This is a genomic window from Lactobacillus sp. M0403 (assembly GCF_016101265.1).
Lineage (GTDB): Bacteria > Bacillota > Bacilli > Lactobacillales > Lactobacillaceae > Lactobacillus > Lactobacillus apis.
In genome coordinates this window covers 179,935-202,237 of the sequence record NZ_JACFQV010000003.1, presented here as the reverse complement: position 1 = coordinate 202,237, position 22,303 = coordinate 179,935, and the positions used below count along the sequence as shown (strand labels likewise).

Here is a 22,303-nt window from a genome sequence, read left to right as displayed (position 1 = left end):
ACCTCCTATTAGTTTTCGCCACGGTGTCTAAAGAATGGAATGTCATCTGTATCGTCATCATCAAAAGCATTAGTTTCAATCTGAGAAATATTGCTTTGATCATCATCAAATGAACTTGGCTGTTCATTTTGCTCAACCTCGCTTGGAGTTGAACGACGATTAACTTGATTATCATTGTCTAAACCCCAAACACTTGTTGGATCAACCATTGTTCGATGCTTAGGTGCAGGTTCAACATCAGAAGCTTGATCAACAACTTGCGCTTCGCCAACTGGTTCAGCAACATTTTGGTTAGCTGGTTGGCTAGGTGCTTGCTTGTTCTGATTTGCCTTGACCTGATGACTTTGACCAGGTAATTGCTTTGAAGCCTCTTCTTCAGCCAAAGAGCTAATTCCAGTCGCAATTACAGTAACAACAACTTCATCGCCTAAGTTAGGGTTAATAGATGTACCAAAGATAATATTGACGTCATCGCCAGCAGCCTTTGAAACAATTTCAGAAGCATCTTGAGCTTCAAATAATGTTAAGTCTGGTCCACCAGTAATGTTTAGTAAGACTTGTTTTGCACCATCAATTGAAACTTCAAGAAGTGGTGAAGAAATTGCCAATTTTGTAGCTTCAACAGTTCTGTTTTCACCACTAGCACGTCCGATTCCCATCAAGGCAGCACCTTGATTTGCCATTACAGTTTTAACATCCGCAAAGTCTAAGTTTACGTAGTCAGTAGAAGTAATTAAATCAGAAATCCCCTGAACACCTTGCTTCAAGACATTATCAGCCTCTTTGAAAGCATCCATCATTGGGGTCTTCTTATCAACCATTTCCAGTAAGCGGTTATTAGCAATAATAACTAACGTATCAACATATTGCTTTAATTGGGCGATTCCTTCAGTTGCATTTTTCGAACGCTTAGGTCCTTCAAATGTAAATGGTCTAGTAACAACACCAACTGTTAATGCTCCCGTTTCACGAGCAATTTTAGCAACAACAGGAGCTGCACCAGTACCTGTACCACCACCCATTCCGGCAGTGATAAAAATCATGTCAGCACCCTTAAGTGCATCTTCTATTGTTTGCTCACTTTCTTCAGCAGCCTTTTGACCAACCTCAGGATGAGAGCCTGCTCCTAATCCTCTCGTTAGTTTTGGCCCAAGCTGAATTTTAGTTTCTGCTTTATTACTATTTAATGCTTGAACATCTGTGTTAGCAGCAACAAAGGAAACCCCTTGAACGCCGTCATCGATCATTCGATTAACAGCATTACCACCAGCGCCACCGACACCAATCACTTTGATGACAGCATTTTTATTGTCGTCTGAATCGAATGTGAAATCCATCTAATTAACCACCCTTTAATCAAAGAATTTTTTAAAGAAATTCTTTATTCCTTTTTCTTTATTTTGCGTATCTTTATTTGATTTACTTTGCGTTCTTCGTTCCCGCTTCAGTAACTCAGTTCTATTATATTCTTCTTTACCCTTTGTTTCATTACCGGTACCTGTTCTTTTTGAATTTTTATTATTTTTTTCAGGTAGCTCAGTTTTTTCTCCAAGTGTATTCTTGCCATAAATTGCACTTATTACCAAAAAGTCAATATCAGACATCCTATATGCATAATTGACAATACCATATGCAGCTGAATAAACAGGATTACGCATCCCAATTTGATCCGGTTGATAAATACGGGTTTTAATATTTAATTTTGTTGCAATAATATCATCAATTCCCTGTAGTAAACTGCTACCACCAGTAATAATAACACCACCAGGAAGTTTTAAAGCATCATGCTTAATTAAGCCCTTCTCAATCCGGTTAACTATTTGCATAATACGCGCATTAATAATCTGACTTAAGTAAACTTCATCTACCATCTGTTGCCCATTTGAGCCAACACTATTAATGGCAAACTTATTCTTCTCCGAAGCAAGCTTAGGCTCAGCATAACCGTAGTCAAGTTTAAGTTGCTCGGCATCTTTTTTGGAGGTACTTAAGACGGTTGAAATATCATTTGTAATGTCGCTACCGCCTTCAAAGTCAATATTTGCATATTTAATCTGACCATTATGAATAACAGTTGCAGTAGTTATGCCACCGCCCAAATCTAAAATAATAGAGCCAAATGTCCGTTCACTTTCATTTAAAGCAACACTTGCAATTGCTAGTGGCGTTGGAATAAAGAAATTATTTTGATAGCCTGCACGTTCAATTGCTTTTTTTATATTGTGCAATGGACTTGCAGGAGCAGTTAGTACTATACCTTGGACAGCCAACGAGTGGGCAATCATCTTTCGTGGATCGTCAACTTCATTTTTGCCATCAATTAAAAAACGGCTCGGTAAAAAAGCAATCGGTTCACGTTCACTTTTTACAGCAGACCTAATTGCAGCTCTTACGACGCGCCTAACATCATTATTGCCAACTTCTTGGCCATTATCACTAACATTGATTAAATCACTTGCAGTTTCTAGCTGTAGCATTCCAACTGGAATACCAGTTACAACCCGATAAATGTTAGCATTTGTCTTTTTACTTATTTCTTTTAGCGCATAACTGATTGCACTTGCGGTCTCATCAATATCAACGATACTACCGTGACGCATTCCCTTATTTGGAACTGCAACAGCTCCAATAACTTTTCCGGAATCAGCTACAACTGCTTTTACACTTGTAGTACCTATATCAAGTCCCACCAGTAAATTTGTGTTGTCCAAGATTAACCCCCCGTCGATGCCTTTTTGAAAATTTTAACATAAAACAATTACAAATACAGCTTATATTAAGCCATAAGCTCGCTTTTCGCTTGATGTCAGTGGGCGACTATATGCACCTACTTCTAAGTCAATCAAGCTATTTTTCTTTACTTTATTCTTTATTTCATTATAGTACTTTAATTTACTTTTGATTGTAGAAATGTTGCCAATTACTACATTTCCATCTTTCATTACAAAGATGACCTGCGATTTCCGACGGGTATTTCCACTCAATAGCTTAATTTGATCCTGGAATTCTTCAGGCAAACTATTAAATAACTGTAAATTGTTTTTTAATGAAACTTCATGGTTGTAACCAATAAAAACTGGCTTATCTTGATCTATTTTATTCCAAGAAATAAGCTGTGTACCTAGTTTACCATTTGATAGGATTTTACAATAGCCTTTTTCTTTTTTTATATAACCAATTGTTTTAAATTCAACGATATTTAAATTTAATTGATTGAAATGTTTTACTTTTATATCAACACTCTTAACTTCTGTGTATCTATTAGCTAGATCTTCATCTACATCATTCCAGTGTAGCAAATAGTCGATTACTCTATCGCTTGCCCTAATATCAGCAGTTTTAACCACTTCTTTAGCAGGTAAATCATCCGCTCCCTCAACCCTAACACTGCGAACATTTGCTAAGGGTGAAATGTAGTAGCCAAGGCAAATTAAGCAAATTATTGAGATAGTTATGATTAAGCCAAGCCTTTTAACCAACGCAGACTTACGCTCACTATGCAAATTTGAAAGTGAAGCAGAAATTTTGTTTTGGCTTTTTCTTTTTTTCTGATTAGATTGATGGTCTAAGTAGTGCGATAATTTTTCTTCCGGATCAATCTTAGTTATGCGTTTCTTGGTCAACTACCTCACCTGCTTTTATTTTTTGGCTATTTCTTCCATTACTTTAATAACCTGATCTGATGCATCTGGTACACCCAATTTCTTAGACGCTGCACTCATTTCATCAGCATATTTCTGATCTAGTAAAATATGATCAATCGAGGAAATAAAATTGTTAGGATTCAAATCATCTTCAGCAATAACTGTTGCTGCCCCAGCCTTTTCAAGATCAAGAGCGTTTTTCATTTGATGATTATGGGTAACATTGGGACTAGGAATCAAAATTGCTGGCACACCCAATGCAGTAAATTCTGCAATACTCGTTGCACCTGATCTTGAAACAACGCAAGTCATCTTGGGTAAAAGAGCTGGCATGTCCTCAACATAAGCCAGTACTTTGATGCTTGGACCATAGTTAAAGTCGGCTAACTTCTTTTGAATTTCATCATAGTAGTATGTACCTGTCACCCAGATCACTTGATACGGTTTTTTCATTAACTTGGTCAGTGATTTCAGCATAATCCGATTCAGAGCTAGTGCGCCCCTAGAACCACCGAAAACCAGTACTGTCGGTGTGTCAGGATTAAGTGCTAATTTACTTTGCAAGTCAACTTTTGTAGAAGCAAGGCCTAACACCTGTTGTGAACGAGGGTTTCCAGTTTTTACCAGTTTTTTCTTTTCGGTAAACTGAGCAGCTGCATCATCAAAGGTATAACAAATTTTATCAACATAATGACCCAAAAACTTATTTGCGACACCAACAACTGAATTAGATTCATGAATCATCGTAGGAATATTCATTTTAGCAGCAGCGTAGACCATTGCTCCGCTTACATAGCCACCCGTACCTACAACAACATCTGGCTTAAAATCAGAAATTATTGTTCTGGCCTTTTTGGTTGCCTTAATAAATAGGTTAACCGTTGTAAAGTTACTTAGTAAGTGCTTTCTAGTAAACCCCTGCAATTCAAGTGTTTTAAAGTTTACTCCAGCAGCAGGAACGATTTTTGCTTCGAGCCCTTTTTGCGTTCCGACAAACAGAATTTCGTCATCAGTTGCTAGATCACGCTCTTTAAGTCGTTCTATCAATGCCATTATTGGATAAATGTGGCCACCCGTGCCACCACCTGTAAAAATAATTCTCATTTTATTTAGTTTTCAGTTCCTTAACAAAATTTATAAAATAGTCGCCACGTTCTTCAAAAGTACGGAATTGATCCCACGATGCACATGCTGGTGAAAATAGTAAAACATCGCCCGGTTGGGTTAACTCATAGGCTTTGGGCACCGCCTCTTGTAAGCTGTTTTCAATCACAATATCAGTGATACCAGCCTTACGAGCAGCGTCTGCTAACAAGAATCTTGTTTCACCATAAAGAACAACTGCTTTTACGTGCTTTTTTAGTAATGGTACCAAGTCATCAAATGTAAATCCACGATCTAAACCTCCTGCGATCAAAACTTCTGGTTCTTGAAAAGATGGGATAGCAACTGATGCAGCCTCTATATTAGTGGATTTAGAATCATTATAAATCTTTCGACCATCAAGTGTCATGACATACTGTAAGCGGTGTTTAGCACCGGTAAAAGTTGCCAAGACTGCTTGAATGTCTTCATTTTCTGCCCCCATGATTTTAGCGATAGCAATTGCCACTAAGGCATTTTGTTGGTTATGGATTCCAGGCAGCTTCATTTGCTTAGTTGCCATAATCTTTTCGTTTTGATTCTGCAAATATCCGTCAGCGATAAAGTAATCTGCTGTTTCATCTTTTTCTGAGAAAGTTTGTATTTTGGCCTTGGTAATTGCCTTTTCCTTTTCTAGGATGTCTTTTTGATCAAAATTGGCTAAAAAATAGTTGTCTGCTGATTGTGTTTTCGTAACATTTAACTTAGCAGCCACGTAATTGGCAAAGGTTTTATGATAATCAAGATGAACATTATCATAAATATCAATAATTGCTGCAACGCGTGGATTTATATCAGTCACACCCATCAATTGGAAGCTTGATATTTCAACAACCAGAACATCATCCTTTGTAGCCTCAGTAACAACCTCTGCAATTGGTCGCCCAATATTGCCTACCGCATATGCATGATGTCCAGTTTTTACTAAATGATGCTCCAAAATTTGTTGAGTCAACATTACCGTTGTTGTTTTACCATTAGAACCGGTAACACAGACATATGGAGCTTCACTGACATTTAACGCAACTTCCGGCTCGGTAATAATTGGTAAGTCTAGTTTGATTGCTTCCTTTACCATTGGGTTGTCATATGGAATACCTGGATTTTTAACCAAATAATCAAAGTGCTCTTTTGAAAGCAAATCAACTGGATGTTGACCACCAATAACCCTTACACCAAGCTTTTTTAATTCTTGTGCATGAGGATTTTGATCGAGATTAGCCTTATCGTTTAAAGTTAATTTTGCACCAAGCTTAAGCAACAACTCACTTACAGCAAAGCCGCTTTTTCCTAATCCTAAGACTAAAATATTTTTATTCTTATATGTCTCAATCTGCCTCATTTTGTTTTATCCCCAAATAACTAAATATAAAATACTGCCAATTAAACCAGTTAGCCAGAAAATAATATCAACTTTCCATTCGGAATAACCTAACATTTCAAAATGATGATGAATAGGTGTCATTTTGAAAATTCTCTTACCCGTTGTTTGGAAAGAAATCACTTGTAAGATTACACTAGCCGTTTCACAAACAAACACGATTCCAACTAGTAACAATGACCATGGTCTATTTAAAAAGATACTTACGGCAGCTAAACCACCACCTAGGGCGAGTGAACCAGCGTCACCCATAAAAATCTTGGCTGGTTTGTGGTTGAAAATGAAGAAAGAAATAAGTCCACCAATTACACTCATACAAAAAATCAGTACGGTAAAGTTCTTTTGCTTTAATGCTAAATATGCGTACGTCCCGTATGCAATGATTGATAAACCAGTAGCTAAACCGTCTAACCCATCAGACAGGTTAACTGCGTTTGAAAAGCCAACCAACCAGAAAATAACAAAGATTGTAAACAAAATTGCGCTTGTCACAATGCCGATAAATGGAATATAAAGACCAAATTTGAAGTTATCAGTTGCTGCAATTAGCACAATTAAAGCTGCAATTAGAATCTGCAATGTGAACTTTTGCCAAGCTTTTAAACCTAAGTTTCGCTTATAAAACAGTTTAATTCCATCATCTAGAAAGCCAATAATGCCATAACCTAATAAACTAATTACCAAAATCCAAATTAATTTATTCAAGTGGTTTTGCCAAGCAGCTACCCATATTGTTGAAATAACAGCCGAAAGCACAAAGATGACACCACCCATTGTAGGCGTTCCCGATTTTTTCTCATGCCATTTAGGGCCTTCATCACGAATTTCTTGTCCTTCATGATGACTTCTCATGAAGATAATCATCCATGGAAGAAAAATTCCTGTTAATGCTAACGAACTAACTAATGCAATAATGCTAATGATAAGCATAAAAATGCTACTCCTTTAATTTGATTTTTATTTTAGTACCTGACTTAATAGTGACACCAGGTTTCACGCTTTGCTGACTAGCTCTACCAGTGCCTTGAATATCCAACTTCACGTCAGTAAGATTTTCAAATTGACGCAATTCTTCAATTGTCCAACCATTCATTTTTGGACATTTTATTTTACCGGAAGTCAAAACAAAAATTTTGTTACCTGCTTCTAGTTTTTGTCCTTTGGCAATTGACTGCCCGCTTATTTTATCACCACTGCCTACCTTAGCAAGCTTCAAACCTACTTGACGTGCCTTCTTCTCAGCTTCTAAATATGACATTCCTTTAAAATCAGGTGTTTTAATGATTGTTGTGTCATTTACTTCGTTTTTTGACATTAAAATGACGCGTTTCATCATCGGCTTAAAAATTGAAGCTAAGATAACTTCCGCAGGCTTGCTCATCCGTCGAGGCTGCTTCACGGTTATATAAATACAATAGCGTGGGTGTTTGGCTGGGGTGACGCCAACAACAGAAAATGTATAATTATTGTCGCCCTTAAGGTAGCCTCCACCCTTAGTATTTGCAATTTGAGCAGTTCCAGTCTTGACCGCAATACTTTCGCCCTTAATGCGGTAAACAGATCCTGTTCCAATTTTCTTATTTAATACACGTTGCATATTTTCAAGAACAACTTGTGCAGTTTCTTTTGAATAAATTGGTTCACCAACGTTTTTGATTTGATAATTGGTAATTATCTTACCTTCTGAATCTGTCACTTTTTCAACAAATTGTGGCTTTACCATTTGACCTTCATTAGCCAAACTACTAAAGGCTTGCATCATCTGCATAACATTAACATTTACACCTTGACCAAAACTTGTAACAGCTTGATCAATTGGTGATTTAAAAGCAATCAGTCCTGGTTGTTCTCCTGGCAAAGTTACACCAGTATTCTGACCAATGTGAAATTCATTCAAATATTTACGCCAAGTTTTTGCACCCATTTGTTGTTCAAGATGAACAAAACCAGTATTGCTTGAGCGAGGAAAAGCCTGTGAAAATGGGATGCTTCCCCACCCATGAGTTTCCCAGTCATGAATTACTGAACCGCTAACTGTTACCGAACCAGAATTGTAGTATTGATTTGGGTGATAATTTCCACTATTAACGGCCGCAGACAAAGTTAGTACTTTAAATACAGAGCCCGGTTCATAGGTATCTTGCACCAAAATGTTCCGGTATGATTTTTCCATTCCCTTTTTTGTTTGCGGGTTAAAAGTCGGTCTTTGTGAAGCAGCCAGGACTTTACCAGTTTTCATATCTTCTACAACGGCAGTAATTGAAACTGGATTAAAATTGCTTTGAACATACGATAAGCGATTTTCAAGGTACTCTTGCAATTGTGAATCAATAGTCAAATAAACGTTATTACCATCTTTTGGTGCCTGATAGTTTTGAACACTATTTGGCGTTTGAAAATTTGAAGCATCAACTGACGAAATTTGGTAGCCATCCTTACCTGATAAAACATCATTATACCAAGCTTCAAGTCCCATTGTTCCAATCAAATCTTGGGTCTTAGTTTTTTTGTTATATTCTGGTGTAGCCAAGCCAACAATATGAGAAGCGAAATTGCCATTAGGATAGAGTCTCGATTGAGTTTCAAAAAACTTAATTCCTGGTAACTTCATCTTTTCAATTCGTTCTTTTTCTTTTCGTGTCAACCCAATACCAGCAGTTCCAAATTGAACCTGAAAAGCTGGATGCCCCGGATTTAAATACTGCAAAATCTTGTCAGCAGAAAGCGGTAGGACTTTCGCTAATTTTTCTGCAGTTTCTGCTTTATTTACAACGTATTCGGGCTTATTTTTATAATTGATCGAAGATTTATCCAAAATTGCATAAATTGTATATAGATGAGAATCCTGAGCAACCGCAAGACCATTACGATCATAAATTGTTCCGCGAGTTGCCTTTAAAACCTGATTTCTCATGTATAACTGCTCAGTTTTTTTAGTCAAGTCTTGACCGCTAACTGTTTTAGATATTCCTATATATAAAAATCTGCCCATAAATACAAGAAAAACCAAAGCTACAGCTACCTGAAGGAATCTTCCTACAGTAAAACGGTATTTGTGAGCTTTGGATTTCTGTAAATTTAAATTACTAATGTGTTTTTTCATTAGTGAATAGTCCTAATATTTTTTTCAATCAAAGTTAGCCCCTTATCTTTAGCAATCTTGTTAAGTCTTGCACTTGAGGTTAACTCGCCTAATTCCTGGTGTAAATCACTTACTTGACTTTGCTTTTTAGCAACTGCACGTTGCACACTAGTAAGTTCATGTTGAGCTGAAGTAGCAGAAATGCTTGAGGATACTAACATTGTCATCAAGCCAATTGTGATTAAGGTGCCCACGGCAAGTAAAGTCCGCTCTAGCCCATTCCAAGCAACATGGCGATGGTCAAGAACTTGTCTTTTTCTTTTTTGGGGCTCTTCTTGATTATTAGGATTAAATTCTATTTTTCTTGCTAAACTATCAGCCATTGCTATTTCCTCTTCACAATTTTTCCGCAACTCGCAACTTTGCACTGTGTGAGCGGTTATTGTTTTCCAACTCTTCTTTAGAAGCAACAATTGGTTTCCGATTGACCAGGCGAAGTGTTGGCTTCATGCTATCTGGTATCATTGGCATTCCTCTTGGTACTTCAACTTCAGAATATTTTTTAAAAATATTCTTTACGATTTTGTCTTCATCAGACTGGAAGGTAATTACACTAATTCTGCCACCGGGCTTTAAGAGCTCAATAGCCTCCTCAAGTGACTCCTGCAAAACATCAAGCTCATGGTTAACAGCCACGCGTAATGCTTGAAATGTCTTTTTAGCAGGATGTCCCCCAGTTCGACGTGCAAACGCAGGAATTGCTTCCTTAATAACCTCTACCAATTCAAAAGTTGTTTCTATTGGTCTGTTCTGTCTTCTTTCAACGATTTTACGAGCAATTTGTCGTGAATATTTTTCATCGCCAAACTTGTACAAAATATCTGCTAGCTCTTTTTGGCTGGAGTTGTTCACTAACTGATACGCATCAAGACTTTGACTTTGATCCATACGCATATCCAATCTAGCATCAAAACGATAAGAAAAACCGCGTCCTGCTTGATCAAATTGCGGAGATGAAACACCCAAATCATAGTATATACCGTCAATGCCATTTTGATAACCTAGCTCAACCAGATTCTTCTTTAAATGACTAAAATTGTCGTGCACTAACTGTAGTTTAGGGTCACTATTTGGATCTAATAAACTAGCAAAGTTCAACTGTGCTGATTTTATTGCATATTCATCTTGATCAAAACCAATAAGCGTTCCATTTTCAAGCTTGCTCAGCAAATATTTTGCATGTCCGCCACCGCCAAAAGTTGCGTCTACGTATAGACCACCGTTTTGGGGATTTAAATTTTCAATTGTTTCATGTAAGAGTACACTGGTGTGTTTGAATTCCATAGTCATTTTTATAGTTCAATATCATCCAAATCTTCTGCGATATCATCATAGTTTTCATTAGCGTCTTCACTAAATTCTTCCCAGCGTTCCTTGGCCCAAATTTCAATTCGGTCGGATACACCAACGATGACACATTCTTTAACCAAGGAAGCGTGTTCCTTCAGTGTTGTGGTCAGATTAACACGTCCTTGTTTATCAAACTCGCATTCCATTGCACCAGAGTAAAACAATCGCGTAAAACTACGCGCATTCCTCTTAGTTAATGGAAGTTTTGCTAACTTAGCTTCAATTTTTTGCCACTCATCAAGTGTGTAGCCAAAAATACAGCCTTCCATCCCACGAGTAAATACCATCTTATCACCAATTTGAGTACGCAAACGAGCGGGAATTATTAAACGCCCTTTGCTGTCAAGATTGTGATGGAATTCACCCATGAACATGGTCTAGCCCCCTTCCAAATAATAATTTACCACATTCCACCACTTTCTACCACTTTTTAGTACATTTTTTCACTTTTTTATTTTTTCACGTTTAAAAATAAAAAAAGATTGAAATCTTTTTGCAAGATTTCAATCTTTTAAGCTTATTTTGCCGGTGGTGAATTATGCCCACTTAAATCATCAAAAATAATAAACCAACATACCAAAAAATGGTATTCATAGTTAAAAAGTCCCAAATTTCTCTCATTGTTCTACCCAATGAAATGTTTTTATTTTTTATTGCCTCACTAACTGCAATAATTATTACTAAAATAAAAAACACGAAAAAGCCATATGGCAAAAATTCTGGTCTCTTTTCTTGAACGACTATCAAATGACAAGCCGCAATTAAAAAAAACGGTAAAATGTCATAGCCTCTAAATTTTGCTTTTGGAAAAAACTTATTTAGTAAGACAGCTATTACTATTCCAATGATGGGTAACACAAAGATTAAAAGCATATTTGTTCTTCCTCTACTTACTTTGTTTCTATTTTATCCTATTAGCCGTTTGAAAAAAATAATTAAGTAGAATAAAATATTGTTCAAACAGGAGGTCAACAAATGACGCGAAGACGTAAAAAGAAAAAATCAGGTTTTGAAAAGTTAACTATTTTTATGGCATGGCTAATGGCTATTATTACTTTAGCAGCTGTTGTCGTTCAGGCATTAAGCCAAATCGGCTTTTTCGAATAAAAAACGTGAGAAATGATCTCACGTTTTTTTTGTTTACAGAGAATTTAAGAACGATAATTCTCTTGCTTTACCATAAATGGAAACTCTATGGCTAACCAGTTCCAAATCCAGTACGTAAGTATAATGAAAGCAGCTGACCATAAAAGAGTCGGTAGCAAGCCTTTTATTAGCATCCCTAGTGATACTTTAGTGATGCCAGTTAGGTTAAAGAACAGCCAATTATAAACATTTAAGAAAATTGTTCCAATTAATGTAAAGATAGCTCTAGCCCAAAACAATTCTGGTAAAAAACGAGCAACTTTTTGCAAAAGCCAGCAGACACACGGCAAACTAACTGTATATACACCAATGATACCAAAGAAAAAAATATCACTTACAATGCCTGTACCGAATGCTAGCCAAAGTTCTTTTTGGTTAATATCATCAATTAATGCAACTAGCATCATACCAATTGGTAGTAATAAATTTGCTCCATTATTAAAGCCAAACAATGGGTGCAAATATAATGAAAGACTACCATTTAAAGCTAAGGTGATGAATAAAGCAAATGCTAGTGTATATTTCTTTAACGAGCTCATCAGTCCACCGTCCTCTTAATTACGGTTACTGTTGTTGGGTCATTCAATTCACCAGCAGGATCTACTTTTATCAAGTCAGATAGCCCAAAAGAATCGTGAGTTGTAGCCGCAACTTTTCCAATTAGTAAGCCTTTAGGAGAATTACCTCCCATTCCACTAGTATATATCCTAGTGCCTTGCTTTAATTTCTTACTATCAACTGCTTGAGTAAATGCCAGTGTCTTATCTCCAATAACAGTGATAATGCCATGAACCTTTTTCCCGTTAGTCGCTTCAGCTTCCACGGCGAAACGGTTAGCCGACTTATCAGTAGTTGTGATTAATTCAACCTTTGCGGAAGCTGCATCTGCTTCGACAATTCGTCCGATAACACCACCGCCAGACATTACAGCCATATTTTTACGTAAGCCAGAAGTTGTCCCTTTATTGATAACCAGGATATCTGTCCAACTATCAGGAGAACGAGATATTACTGACGCATTAACTTGATCAAAATCAGTAAGAGTTTTCTTAAGTTTTAAAGCTGACTTCAGCTGCTTATTTTCTGCTTCAAGGCTAGAATTACGCGCTTTTGTTTGCTCTAGTTCAGACACACGACTTTTTAAGTAATTATTCTCATTTTGTGTATTTAGCAGATCATTAACATTGTTGAAGCCACCAGAAATTATACCGATTGGAAAATCAACAACTCTGGCACCAACTGCAACAATATCATTGCCTAAACTTTGAATTACAAGTGGAGTATTTCTCTTGTTACGTAAACTAACAGAGCCACCAATCACTGCAAAAAGAGCAATAACAACAATACAAACTGATAATAATTTTTTATTTTGTAGAAATTTCTTCATCTGGAATGATCCCTAAAGAAAAGCCGGCAAAAATAGCCGGCTTTTAAAATTTTATCTGCGACTTCTACGCATTATTTCAATGTTTTTGAGAGATTCACCTGTTCCAACTGCAACACAGTCCAGTGGATCTTGAGCAATGAATACAGGAACTTTTGTAGCCTCAGAAATAACATCAGGTAAATTCTTAAGTAAGGCACCACCACCGGTTAAGACAATACCATGGTCGATAACATCAGCAGCAATTTCTGGTGATGTTTGTTCAAGTGTTTCTTTAATAGCAACAATAATATCTTGAACAACGTCTTGAATGGCACGTGATACATCTTCTGCCTTGATATCAACTGATTTTGGCAAACCAGTAACCAGGTCTCTACCACGAATATTAACTGACTCAATATCTTTTGCTTTTTCAACTGATGCAGATCCAATTTGAATCTTAATATCTTCAGCAGTACGTTCACCGATTAGCAAATTAAAGTTGGAATGAACATAATTTACAATAGCAGCATTGAACTTATCGCCTGCTTGACGAATTGAAGTTGAAGATACAATTCCACCAAGTGAAATGGTTGCAACATCTGTTGTTCCACCACCAATATCAACTACCATTGAACCGGTAGGATCCATTACTGGTAACCCAGCACCAATTGCAGCAGCAAATGGTTCTTCAATCACATAAGCTTCACGCGCACCAGCTACTCGAGCAGCATCAATTACTGCTCGTTTTTCTACTTCAGTTACACCAGATGGAACACAAATCATTACTGAAGGCTTAGAATTACCAACGGTCTTCTCAATAAAATACTTTAGCATTGAAGCAGTTGTATCGTAATCGGCAATAACACCATCTTTCATCGGTCTAATTGCAACGATGCTTGATGGGGTTCTACCAATCATTTCTCTGGCTTCTGAACCAACAGCGATTACTTTATTAGTATGAGTATTTTTAGCAACAACAGAAGGTTCTCTTAAAACTATCCCTTTACCTTCTATATAGACAAGTGTATTTGCTGTACCCAAGTCGATACCAATATTTTTTGCTCCTAATCCAAACACGAAAATCTCTCCTTATTACTGCAGTCTCTAAATCTTGAATCATTATAGCATAAACTCAGACTTAAAAAAGAAGCGCAGTATAAACTTTAAGACGAACTTAAAACAATTGATGCTCGCGCATGCTTAAATAGTGCCCTTTTCCAACGATAAAATGATCCAAAAAGTCGATATGTAGCATATCACTTGCGCTGTGCAACAACTTGGTCAACTCTAAATCGCTTTTTGATGGCACTAATTTGCCGCTTGGATGGTTATGAACAACAAAAACACCAGCACATGCATATATCAATGCCCAACGAAAAATTTCACGCGGATGGGCCACAGACTTATCTAGTGTGCCTCTGAACAAACATTTTTCAGCAATTATATGGTTGCTATTATCTATATAAATAGCCCACAATTCTTCTTGCTTACGATTCGCCAGCTTGTCCGTTAAATACATCCCCACTTCATTACTAGAAGTCAGCACTGCATCACGATCATAGACAGCCATCCGTAAACGCTCAAGCACCATTTCGCCCATCACTGCAACTTTATCATCACATTTGAAATCAGACAAATATTCAAGTAAATCGTCAAAGCTAACAATATTCAACTGATTTAGTCTCTTAATTAACTGATCATAATCAGTTATTCCAACTTTCTTCAGCTGGTCAAACAGCTTAGTCAAAATCACAATATCAGTGTCTATCAAATAGTGTCTGGACTTAATAAATTTCATTAAATCATTCCTTTCACTATTTAATACGCAAAAAGACGTTAAACTTTTTTCAAGAAAGCGAAAAAGTCGCTGCAAACTTCTGCAGCAATTTCTTTATCACTATCGCTTGCTGGAATTAAATCAGGTACCATTACGCACTTGATTTCGGCAGCAACAGCAGATTGTAAGCCAGCTGATGAATCTTCAAAAGCCAAAATATTATTTTGCGGTATTCCTAATTTTTTAGCAGCTAGCAGATAAATATCAGGTGCTGGTTTAGGCTTTACATGATTTTTCTTTACATCATCATAATTCAAGTGAAATTGGAAATAATTTCTAATTCCCGTCATCCATAAATTCTGCTCTACCACATCTTCAGTATTACTTGTAACGACCGCCATTGGTATCTGCTTTTCCTGAAATAAATCAAGTGCTTGTTGGACACCAGGACGTAATTTTAGCTTTCCTTCATTCGTCCACTGCCAAACCAATTCATCAGTCCGCTTAATAAAGCGATCACGTTGCTCATCACCAGAAAAGTACTTTTGGTAAAAATCCTGCATATCATTATTGGTTGAGCCAACAAGTTTGAGATATGTGTCATCTGGAATGCCCAAATTTGCTTCTTTAGCAGCTTGAATGTTAGCCTTCCAATACAAATTTTCAGAATTAACCAGCAATCCATCCATATCGAAAAGGATACCGCTAATTTCTGCATCAATACCATTAATTTTCATTTTTGGCATTCTCCTCTAAATGTAAAACTTCGCCCACCAAATAAAACGATCCTGTTACTAATAGTATATCATCTGCTTGACTTTCAAGTTTTAATTGCTTGTAGGCTGATTGCCAATTTTCGTGGTATGGATACTTCTGCACAACCCAATTTGGAAAGTCTTCTTTTTTAGCGGCACGAGGATAATCAATCGTTGTCAATTCTATTTGATCTGTTGGCTGGAATAATGAGAAAACCTCGTCTAAATCTTTATCACGCATCATCATCATTAAAATGCGAACCGTGCTATGACGAAGGCGTGCTTGCTCATGAATAAAATTAAGCAAGTTCTGCATTGCTTGAATATTGTGAGCTCCATCTAAAATGATTAATGGCTCAGACTGTAATACTTGATAACGACCAGGAATAATTGTCTGATTAATCGCCTCTTCAATTTCATCAGGCGCTAAAGGCAAATGTAAAAGCGAAAATGCTTGAACCGCGACAGCAATGTCAAAGCCCTCAACTTCTGGTCTAAGATTGAAAGATAACTTTTTATTGTTATCCCTATAACGTATTTTTGGGTCATCCGAAACGAAAAAGTCCTTACCCAATTTTCTTATTGGAGCACTTTCTTCGCGAGCTCTCTCCTCAATAATTGGCATTACTTCCTTAGGTAGATTACCTAGAACAACTGGCCGCTTGGTTTTGATAACTCCACTTTTTTCACGAGCAATATCAAGTAATGTGGGACCAATTACATCTTCGTGATCAAGTCCGACAGTTGTAATGATGCTAACTTCTGGAGTAATAACATTTGTTTTGTCATGTTCGCCGCCTATTCCAACTTCAATCACGGCATAGTCACATTTAACTTGTTCAAAGTAAACGAAGGCAATGATAACTTCATATTCAAACGTCACTAAAGCAAAACTGGGATCTTCGACTCTAATTTGGTCGAGTGCTTTTTCAACTAGATTAGTAATTCTAACCAACTCAGAATCACTAATATTTTGGCCGTTTAACTGTATTCGCTCATTAAACTCAAAAATGTACGGTGAAACAAAAAGGCCAGTCTTTTGACCGGCCTTTTGCAACAAATTACTCAAATAATAAGAAGTAGATCCTTTACCATTTGTGCCCGTAACATGAATCGTTTTCACCTGATCTTGTGGATCTCCTAATAGTTTTAAGACGCGCTTAATATAGGTTAGGTCAGCTTTTTCATGTAGTTTAGGAAGTGAATATAAGTGCTTAATCACATCTTGAGCGTTGGTAAAAAACAATTTTATTCACCCTTCTTTAATTCTTCAATTCGTTGACGTACACTTTCGAGTTGACTTTCATAGTCCGCTTTCTTAGCTTTTTCTTTAGCGATTACTTCTTCAGGTGCATGAGCAACGAAGCCTTGATTGCCTAATTTCTTAGTTGAACGATCAACTTCAGCTTGAAGATTCTTTTCTTCTTTTTCCATCCGCTTAATTTCGTCATCAACATTCACTAAGTCAGCCAATGGGATAAAGACTTGTGCACCTGAAATAACAGCAGTTTTAGCAAGTTTCGGTGCAGCAATTTGGGTCGAAATAGTCAATTCCTTTGGATGTAAGAAGTTCTTAACGTAATCTTCATTATCAGTTAAAATTCTTTCATTCTTAGCGTCTTCTAGTTGAATCATAATGTCAATTGAAGATGATAATGGCGCATTTACTTCGGTACGAATATTTCTAACTGCTTTGATAATTTCAATCAAGAAAGCCATATCATGACGCGCTTGCTCATTTTCAAACTCAGCATGTGCCTCAGGATACTTAGCCACCATAATTGACTCACCATCGTGTGGCATTGAGAGCCAAAGCTTTTCAGTTACAAATGGCATAATTGGGTGTAGTAAACGCAAGATTTGGTCAAGAATCCAAATTAAATTATCTTGTTTTCTTGCTTTTAATTCTTCATCATTACCATTCAAAGCTACTTTGGCCATTTCGATGTACCAGTCACAGAAGTCGTTCCAAATGAAGTTGTATAATTCACGACCAGCTTCACCAAATTGATAGTCATCAAATAACCGAATAACTTCACTAACGGTATGATTTAGGCAATCAAAAATCCAACCATCTGCTAAATCAAATTTAGCTTTATCTGGCATATGAGCAGGTTGTGCATCTTCTGGTAAATTCATAATTACGAATCTAGCAGCATTCCAAATCTTATTGATAAAGTTCCAAGCAGATGCAAGTTGCTTTGGATTATAACGTGTGTCTTGGCCAGGAGCTGTACCATTAAGTAAGAACCAGCGTAAGGCATCGGCACCGTATTCATCAATTACATCCATTGGGTCAACACCGTTACCCAATGACTTACTCATCTTGCGCCCTTGTTCATCCCTGATTAATCCATGTAGAACTACATCATTGAAAGGTCGCTCGTTAGTAAAGTGCAAGCTTTGGAAAATCATACGGGAAACCCAGAAAAAGATAATGTCATATCCTGTTACTAAAGCATTTGTTGGGAAATAACGTTTAAAATCTTCTGAATTTTCATCTGGCCAGCCCATCGTTGAAAATGGCCATAATGCACTTGAGAACCAGGTATCTAATACGTCAGGATCTTGGTCCCAGTTTTCAATGTCCTTTGGCGCTTCTTCACCAACGTACATTTCACCAGTCTTCTTGTTATACCAAGCTGGAATTCGGTGACCCCACCATAATTGGCGTGAAATAACCCAGTCATGAACATCTTCCATCCAATGCTCGAGTGTTTGTTCAAATCTTTTAGGTACAAAGTTAACCTTATCATTAGTTTTTTGATTTTCTAAAACCTTTTCAGCCAATGGCTTCATCTTAACAAACCATTGGGTTGATAAACGAGGTTCTACTTGAACACCGGAACGCTCGGAGTGTCCAACCGAGTGAACGATTGGCTTAACTTTAATTAGGTAACCTTGCTTCTTTAAATCCTCGACTACTGCTTTACGGCATTCGAAACGATCCATGCCTTCATATTTACCAGCATTCTCATTCATTGTACCGTCATCGTTCATTACGTTGATTCGTTCTAAATTATGACGATTACCTACAGCAAAGTCATTAGGATCATGAGCTGGTGTGATTTTTACCAAACCAGTTCCAAATTCAGGGTCAACGTGTTGATCCTCAATAATAGGAATGTGACGTCCCACTAACGGCAAAACTAATTCTTTACCAACGATGTCTTTGTAGCGTTCATCACCGTGAGCAACTGCAACAGCAGTATCACCAAACATTGTTTCAGGACGAGTAGTTGCAATTTCAACAAAACCAGAGCCGTCAGCAAATGGATATTTAATATGATAGAATGCACCTTGATCATCCTGGTGGATAACTTCGATATCACTTAAAGCCGTCTGTAATTCTGGGTCCCAGTTAATGATATATTCGCCACGGTAAATTAAACCTTCATTATATAATTGAACAAAAACGCGACGAACAGCTTTTGACAAGCCTTCATCAAGCGTAAAACGCTCACGGGAATAATCAAGTGATAAGCCTAACTTAGCCCATTGGCTCTTAATTATTCCAGCATATTCATCTTTCCAGTCCCAAACTTGCTTAACAAAGGCTTCACGTCCCATTTCATGACGATCTTTGCCTTGTTTACGCAACTTAGCTTCAACCTTAGCTTGCGTAGCAATGCCAGCATGATCCATCCCTGGCAAATACAAAGTGTCATAACCTTGCATTCTCTTATAACGAATCAAAGTATCTTGAATTGCAGTATCCCAAGCGTGACCCAAATGCAGTTTTCCAGTTACATTTGGAGGTGGGATAACAATTGAATACGGATGTGCCTTTTTGTCACCCGATGGCTTAAACAAATCTTGATCTAGCCATTTTTGATATCTGCCCTCTTCAACCTCACGGGGGTCATATTTAGGTGCTAAATCTTTCATATTTTTCCTCCCAATAAAAAAGTCCTAAACAATTTAAAAATTGTTTAGGACGATCTAATTAACCGCGGTACCACCTAAGTTAGGTAAGACTAGGTCCTACCTCTCTTAAAACATGATAACGGCAAATCACCGGACTAGCTTACTACCAGTTCAGCTAATCAGTTTTCAATCAAGCTACCAACTAATCTTCCTTCGGTCTTTCACCAACAATGGACCTTTCTCTATTTATAAGATTAGTACCTCTTGATTATTACTTTGTTGCCATTATAGCATGTTTTTTACAGTAATGCAGTATCTTCCTCAGCTTTATTAGCCAGGAATTTCTCATCTGGGTAGATTGGTGTAACTTCAATACCATCAAGCGCACGTTCTATCAAACCATCGACATCCAGTCTAGCTTCATATTCACGTGCTTTATCCATTTTCGGTTTTGTCTTTGGACGTGGTGGTGCAAAAATAGTACAGCAATCTTCAAACGGTTGAATTGACAAATCAAAAGTGCCAATTTTTTCAGCTAAACTGATAATTTCTGTCTTATCCATTGTTGCAACAGGACGAAGGACAGGTGTAGTCGTCACATCATTAATTGCAGCCATTGATTCCAATGTTTGTGAAGCAACCTGACCAACAGATTCTCCGTTAAAAATCGCTAAATCTTTACGCTTCTCACGAATCAAATCAGCAAGTCTTAACATGAAACGACGTTGAACTGTCATCAAGTAGCCCTCAGGAATTTTTTCTTTAATAGTTTCTTGAATCTCAGCAAATGGAACAGCGATGAAGTTAATTCGACCAGCATAATTTGCCAAAATTCCAGTCAACTCTTTTGCCTTATTCAAAGCCTTCTCAGTTGTGTATGGTGGACTATAAAAATGAACCATTTCAATGTCAACACCACGTTTTAATGCTAAGTAGGAAGCAACTGGAGAGTCAATTCCACCTGAAAGCATCATTACTGCTCTTCCACCCGTTCCAACCGGCATTCCGCCAGCACCATGGAGCAATTCATCAGAAATGTAAACTGCATCTTGACGAACTTCAATTCTCAAAACAATGTCGGGATGCTTCATTTCAACTTTTAAGTTGGACATGTGATCAAACAAATAGTCACCAACCATTAAATTCAATTCGTTGGTATCATAAGTGAAATGGTGATCGCTACGCTTGGTATTAACCTTAAAAGTCATCCCTTCGTGATAGGTTTCCTTCATTAAGGCTAAGGCCGTTTCCTCAATATCCTTTAAAGTCTTCTCAGTCTTAATCGTTGGGGAATAGGTTTGGATACCAAAAACCTTTTTTAAGTGTTGATCAACTTGTTTAAATGGTGCACCATTTAAAACAATATGCATGCGATCATGCTTGGGATGAATTTCGACTTGCGGAAAGTCACGCAGAACTTTAGTTACATTTCCTGCTAAGCGACCAATGAAGTCCTTCCTATTCTTTCCCTTGGTTGAAAGCTCGCCGTAGCGAATCATAATTTCCGTATATTCCATTAAAAACTACTCTCCTAAATGATTTATCTGAGCGAAGTGACGATAAATTTGATCAAAAACTTTAATAAATTCATCTGCTTCATCCAGTGTATTAGTTTCATCAAAACTCATGCGGATTGCACTTGTAGCTATTTTGTCATCAACATTCATTGCAATCAAAGTACTTGCTTCATCCACTTTAGTTGAAGCACAAGCAGACGTTGTTGAAGTATAAATATCATGATCTTCGAGCGTGTGAACGAGAGTCTCACCTCGAATGCCTTCAAGCGAAAAGCAAAGAACATGTGGCGCAAAACCAGTTGAAACTGGTGAAAAAATTGTAATGCCTGGTTTATCTTGCAAGTAATTAACAATTTTTGCCTTAATTGCCTCTTCACGTGCTGCTTTTTCAGCTTCGTCAGCCAAAATCAGACGCATTGCTTTGGCCATTGCAGCAATTGCAGGCAAATTTTCAGTACCTGAACGAAGACTCTTTTCTTGTCCCCCACCATCATGGAGCGGAGCAATCATTTTGCCTTCTTTTTTATAAAAAACACCAGTACCACGAGGGCCATGAAACTTATGTGCAGATAAACTTGAAAAATCAACACGTGGTGTAAAAACACGTGACCAAATATTTTTACCTAATGCCTGCACATTATCAACATGAAACATGATATTTGGATAATTAGATAGTAAATCACTAATCTCTTCAATTGGTTGAATGGTGCCAATTTCGTTGTTAACACCCATAATCGAAACTAAAGTCGTATCAGAATCAATTGCATTACGCAGATCATTGACATTAACTCTACCTTCTTTATCCACTGGTAACCTCGTAACATTAAAGCCTAAGTACTCTAAAGTATTAAACGCATTGGTAACAGAAGCATGTTCAACACTAGAAGTAATTAAATGCTTACCAAATTTACGTTTTTGAAAAGCTGTTCCTTTAATAGCCCAATTATTTGATTCAGTTCCACCAGAAGTAAAGAAAATTTCATCTGCTTGCGTACCCAATAGGTTAGCAATCTGTTTTCGCGAACTCTCCAATAATTGAAATGCCCGGTCACCTAATTTGTGCAAACTTGATGGATTACCCCAGATTGTTTGCGCAACCTGATCATAAGTCGCTAAAACTGAGGGATCAATTTTAGTGGTAGCACTGTTGTCAAAATATATCACAAGCTTTACTCCCTTCCAAACCCAATTGGCTTGAATGTCCATTAACTAATA

General features: G+C 37.2%; 21 protein-coding genes. 1 reads left to right on the top strand and 20 read right to left on the bottom strand.

What is annotated here, in order from left to right; genetic code table 11:
- Positions 1–8 precede the first annotated feature (8 nt).
- The 11 genes from ftsZ to H3T48_RS05540 all read right to left on the bottom strand — a co-directional run bounded on the left by ftsZ (position 9) and on the right by H3T48_RS05540 (position 11,533).
- Entirely contained in the window at positions 9–1,337 is a 1,329-nt protein-coding gene (ftsZ, locus tag H3T48_RS05590) for a cell division protein FtsZ (protein WP_198188820.1), read from the bottom strand.
- Positions 1,338–1,352: 15 nt separating this feature from the next.
- Positions 1,353–2,711 (bottom strand): cell division protein FtsA, encoded by a 1,359-nt coding sequence (ftsA, locus tag H3T48_RS05585; protein WP_187157863.1) that lies wholly within the window; start codon positions 2,709–2,711, stop codon positions 1,353–1,355.
- Between the two features lie 60 nt (positions 2,712–2,771).
- The gene (locus H3T48_RS05580) at positions 2,772–3,623 is read right to left on the bottom strand and encodes a cell division protein FtsQ/DivIB (RefSeq protein WP_198188819.1); all 852 of its coding nucleotides are present in this window, start codon (positions 3,621–3,623) and stop codon (positions 2,772–2,774) included.
- A 15-nt stretch (positions 3,624–3,638) separates the two neighbouring features.
- Positions 3,639–4,748 carry an undecaprenyldiphospho-muramoylpentapeptide beta-N-acetylglucosaminyltransferase gene (murG, locus tag H3T48_RS05575; protein ID WP_198188818.1) on the bottom strand — a complete coding sequence of 370 codons (1,110 nt, stop codon included), beginning with the start codon at positions 4,746–4,748 and terminating at the stop codon, positions 3,639–3,641.
- A gap of 1 nt (position 4,749) precedes the next feature.
- Positions 4,750–6,129: a UDP-N-acetylmuramoyl-L-alanine--D-glutamate ligase gene (gene murD / locus H3T48_RS05570; RefSeq protein ID WP_198188817.1), complete on the bottom strand. Its 1,380-nt coding sequence runs from the start codon at positions 6,127–6,129 to the stop codon at positions 4,750–4,752.
- 6 nt (positions 6,130–6,135) lie between these two features.
- The gene (gene mraY, locus H3T48_RS05565) at positions 6,136–7,098 is read right to left on the bottom strand and encodes a phospho-N-acetylmuramoyl-pentapeptide-transferase (protein WP_232349887.1); all 963 of its coding nucleotides are present in this window, start codon (positions 7,096–7,098) and stop codon (positions 6,136–6,138) included.
- 7 nt (positions 7,099–7,105) lie between these two features.
- Positions 7,106–9,271, bottom strand: a complete 2,166-nt coding sequence (locus tag H3T48_RS05560; protein WP_198188816.1) for a penicillin-binding protein — start codon at positions 9,269–9,271, stop codon at positions 7,106–7,108.
- On the bottom strand, positions 9,271–9,633 hold the full coding sequence (gene ftsL / locus H3T48_RS05555; RefSeq protein ID WP_122035005.1) for a cell division protein FtsL: 363 nt from the start codon (positions 9,631–9,633) through the stop codon (positions 9,271–9,273). Before ftsL ends, H3T48_RS05560 begins: the two co-directional genes overlap by 1 nt.
- Positions 9,634–9,646: 13 nt before the next feature.
- On the bottom strand, positions 9,647–10,594 hold the full coding sequence (rsmH, locus tag H3T48_RS05550; protein ID WP_198188815.1) for a 16S rRNA (cytosine(1402)-N(4))-methyltransferase RsmH: 948 nt from the start codon (positions 10,592–10,594) through the stop codon (positions 9,647–9,649).
- An 8-nt stretch (positions 10,595–10,602) separates the two neighbouring features.
- Positions 10,603–11,034 carry a division/cell wall cluster transcriptional repressor MraZ gene (gene mraZ / locus H3T48_RS05545; protein ID WP_122035003.1) on the bottom strand — a complete coding sequence of 144 codons (432 nt, stop codon included), beginning with the start codon at positions 11,032–11,034 and terminating at the stop codon, positions 10,603–10,605.
- 172 nt (positions 11,035–11,206) lie between these two features.
- Positions 11,207–11,533 (bottom strand): DUF3397 domain-containing protein, encoded by a 327-nt coding sequence (locus tag H3T48_RS05540; RefSeq protein ID WP_122035001.1) that lies wholly within the window; start codon positions 11,531–11,533, stop codon positions 11,207–11,209.
- 102 nt (positions 11,534–11,635) lie between these two features.
- On the opposite strand from H3T48_RS05540, the gene H3T48_RS05535 reads away from it, so the two are divergent.
- Positions 11,636–11,767, top strand: coding sequence for a DUF4044 domain-containing protein (locus tag H3T48_RS05535; protein WP_122035000.1), 132 nt, complete (start codon positions 11,636–11,638; stop codon positions 11,765–11,767).
- A 44-nt stretch (positions 11,768–11,811) separates the two neighbouring features.
- Here the strand turns inward: H3T48_RS05535 and mreD are convergent, their stop codons facing one another.
- The 9 genes from mreD to H3T48_RS05490 all read right to left on the bottom strand — a co-directional run bounded on the left by mreD (position 11,812) and on the right by H3T48_RS05490 (position 22,252).
- Positions 11,812–12,345, bottom strand: a complete 534-nt coding sequence (gene mreD / locus H3T48_RS05530; RefSeq protein ID WP_122034998.1) for a rod shape-determining protein MreD — start codon at positions 12,343–12,345, stop codon at positions 11,812–11,814.
- Positions 12,345–13,193 (bottom strand): rod shape-determining protein MreC, encoded by an 849-nt coding sequence (mreC, locus tag H3T48_RS05525; protein WP_198188814.1) that lies wholly within the window; start codon positions 13,191–13,193, stop codon positions 12,345–12,347. Before mreC ends, mreD begins: the two co-directional genes overlap by 1 nt.
- A gap of 51 nt (positions 13,194–13,244) precedes the next feature.
- Positions 13,245–14,249 carry a rod shape-determining protein gene (locus H3T48_RS05520; RefSeq protein WP_187157856.1) on the bottom strand — a complete coding sequence of 335 codons (1,005 nt, stop codon included), beginning with the start codon at positions 14,247–14,249 and terminating at the stop codon, positions 13,245–13,247.
- Between the two features lie 97 nt (positions 14,250–14,346).
- Positions 14,347–14,970 (bottom strand): RadC family protein, encoded by a 624-nt coding sequence (locus H3T48_RS05515; RefSeq protein ID WP_046306698.1) that lies wholly within the window; start codon positions 14,968–14,970, stop codon positions 14,347–14,349.
- Between the two features lie 38 nt (positions 14,971–15,008).
- Positions 15,009–15,686, bottom strand: coding sequence for an HAD family phosphatase (locus H3T48_RS05510; RefSeq protein WP_198188813.1), 678 nt, complete (start codon positions 15,684–15,686; stop codon positions 15,009–15,011).
- A complete protein-coding gene (locus H3T48_RS05505; protein ID WP_198188812.1) occupies positions 15,676–16,950 on the bottom strand; it encodes a folylpolyglutamate synthase/dihydrofolate synthase family protein in 1,275 nt (424 codons plus the stop codon). Before H3T48_RS05505 ends, H3T48_RS05510 begins: the two co-directional genes overlap by 11 nt.
- 2 nt (positions 16,951–16,952) lie before the next feature.
- Positions 16,953–19,592 carry a valine--tRNA ligase gene (locus H3T48_RS05500; RefSeq protein WP_198188811.1) on the bottom strand — a complete coding sequence of 880 codons (2,640 nt, stop codon included), beginning with the start codon at positions 19,590–19,592 and terminating at the stop codon, positions 16,953–16,955.
- A gap of 278 nt (positions 19,593–19,870) precedes the next feature.
- Positions 19,871–21,088 (bottom strand): tRNA uracil 4-sulfurtransferase ThiI, encoded by a 1,218-nt coding sequence (thiI, locus tag H3T48_RS05495; RefSeq protein ID WP_046306689.1) that lies wholly within the window; start codon positions 21,086–21,088, stop codon positions 19,871–19,873.
- 6 nt (positions 21,089–21,094) lie between these two features.
- Entirely contained in the window at positions 21,095–22,252 is a 1,158-nt protein-coding gene (locus tag H3T48_RS05490) for a cysteine desulfurase family protein (protein WP_074425725.1), read from the bottom strand.
- Between the last annotated feature and the right edge of the window lie 51 nt (positions 22,253–22,303).

Excerpts from the sequence above, each read along its gene's own strand:
- ftsZ (WP_198188820.1), bottom strand. The coding sequence starts at position 1,337 with ATGGATTTCACATTCGATTCAGACGACAATAAAAATGCTGTCATCAAA.
- murG (WP_198188818.1), bottom strand. The coding sequence starts at position 4,748 with ATGAGAATTATTTTTACAGGTGGTGGCACGGGTGGCCACATTTATCCA.
- murD (WP_198188817.1), bottom strand. The coding sequence starts at position 6,129 with ATGAGGCAGATTGAGACATATAAGAATAAAAATATTTTAGTCTTAGGA.
- mraY (WP_232349887.1), bottom strand. The coding sequence starts at position 7,098 with ATGCTTATCATTAGCATTATTGCATTAGTTAGTTCGTTAGCATTAACA.
- H3T48_RS05560 (WP_198188816.1), bottom strand. The coding sequence starts at position 9,271 with ATGAAAAAACACATTAGTAATTTAAATTTACAGAAATCCAAAGCTCAC.
- ftsL (WP_122035005.1), bottom strand. The coding sequence starts at position 9,633 with ATGGCTGATAGTTTAGCAAGAAAAATAGAATTTAATCCTAATAATCAA.
- rsmH (WP_198188815.1), bottom strand. The coding sequence starts at position 10,594 with ATGGAATTCAAACACACCAGTGTACTCTTACATGAAACAATTGAAAAT.
- mraZ (WP_122035003.1), bottom strand. The coding sequence starts at position 11,034 with ATGTTCATGGGTGAATTCCATCACAATCTTGACAGCAAAGGGCGTTTA.
- H3T48_RS05540 (WP_122035001.1), bottom strand. The coding sequence starts at position 11,533 with ATGCTTTTAATCTTTGTGTTACCCATCATTGGAATAGTAATAGCTGTC.
- H3T48_RS05535 (WP_122035000.1), top strand. The coding sequence starts at position 11,636 with ATGACGCGAAGACGTAAAAAGAAAAAATCAGGTTTTGAAAAGTTAACT.
- mreD (WP_122034998.1), bottom strand. The coding sequence starts at position 12,345 with ATGAGCTCGTTAAAGAAATATACACTAGCATTTGCTTTATTCATCACC.
- mreC (WP_198188814.1), bottom strand. The coding sequence starts at position 13,193 with ATGAAGAAATTTCTACAAAATAAAAAATTATTATCAGTTTGTATTGTT.
- H3T48_RS05515 (WP_046306698.1), bottom strand. The coding sequence starts at position 14,970 with ATGAAATTTATTAAGTCCAGACACTATTTGATAGACACTGATATTGTG.
- H3T48_RS05510 (WP_198188813.1), bottom strand. The coding sequence starts at position 15,686 with ATGAAAATTAATGGTATTGATGCAGAAATTAGCGGTATCCTTTTCGAT.
- H3T48_RS05500 (WP_198188811.1), bottom strand. The coding sequence starts at position 19,592 with ATGAAAGATTTAGCACCTAAATATGACCCCCGTGAGGTTGAAGAGGGC.
- thiI (WP_046306689.1), bottom strand. The coding sequence starts at position 21,088 with ATGGAATATACGGAAATTATGATTCGCTACGGCGAGCTTTCAACCAAG.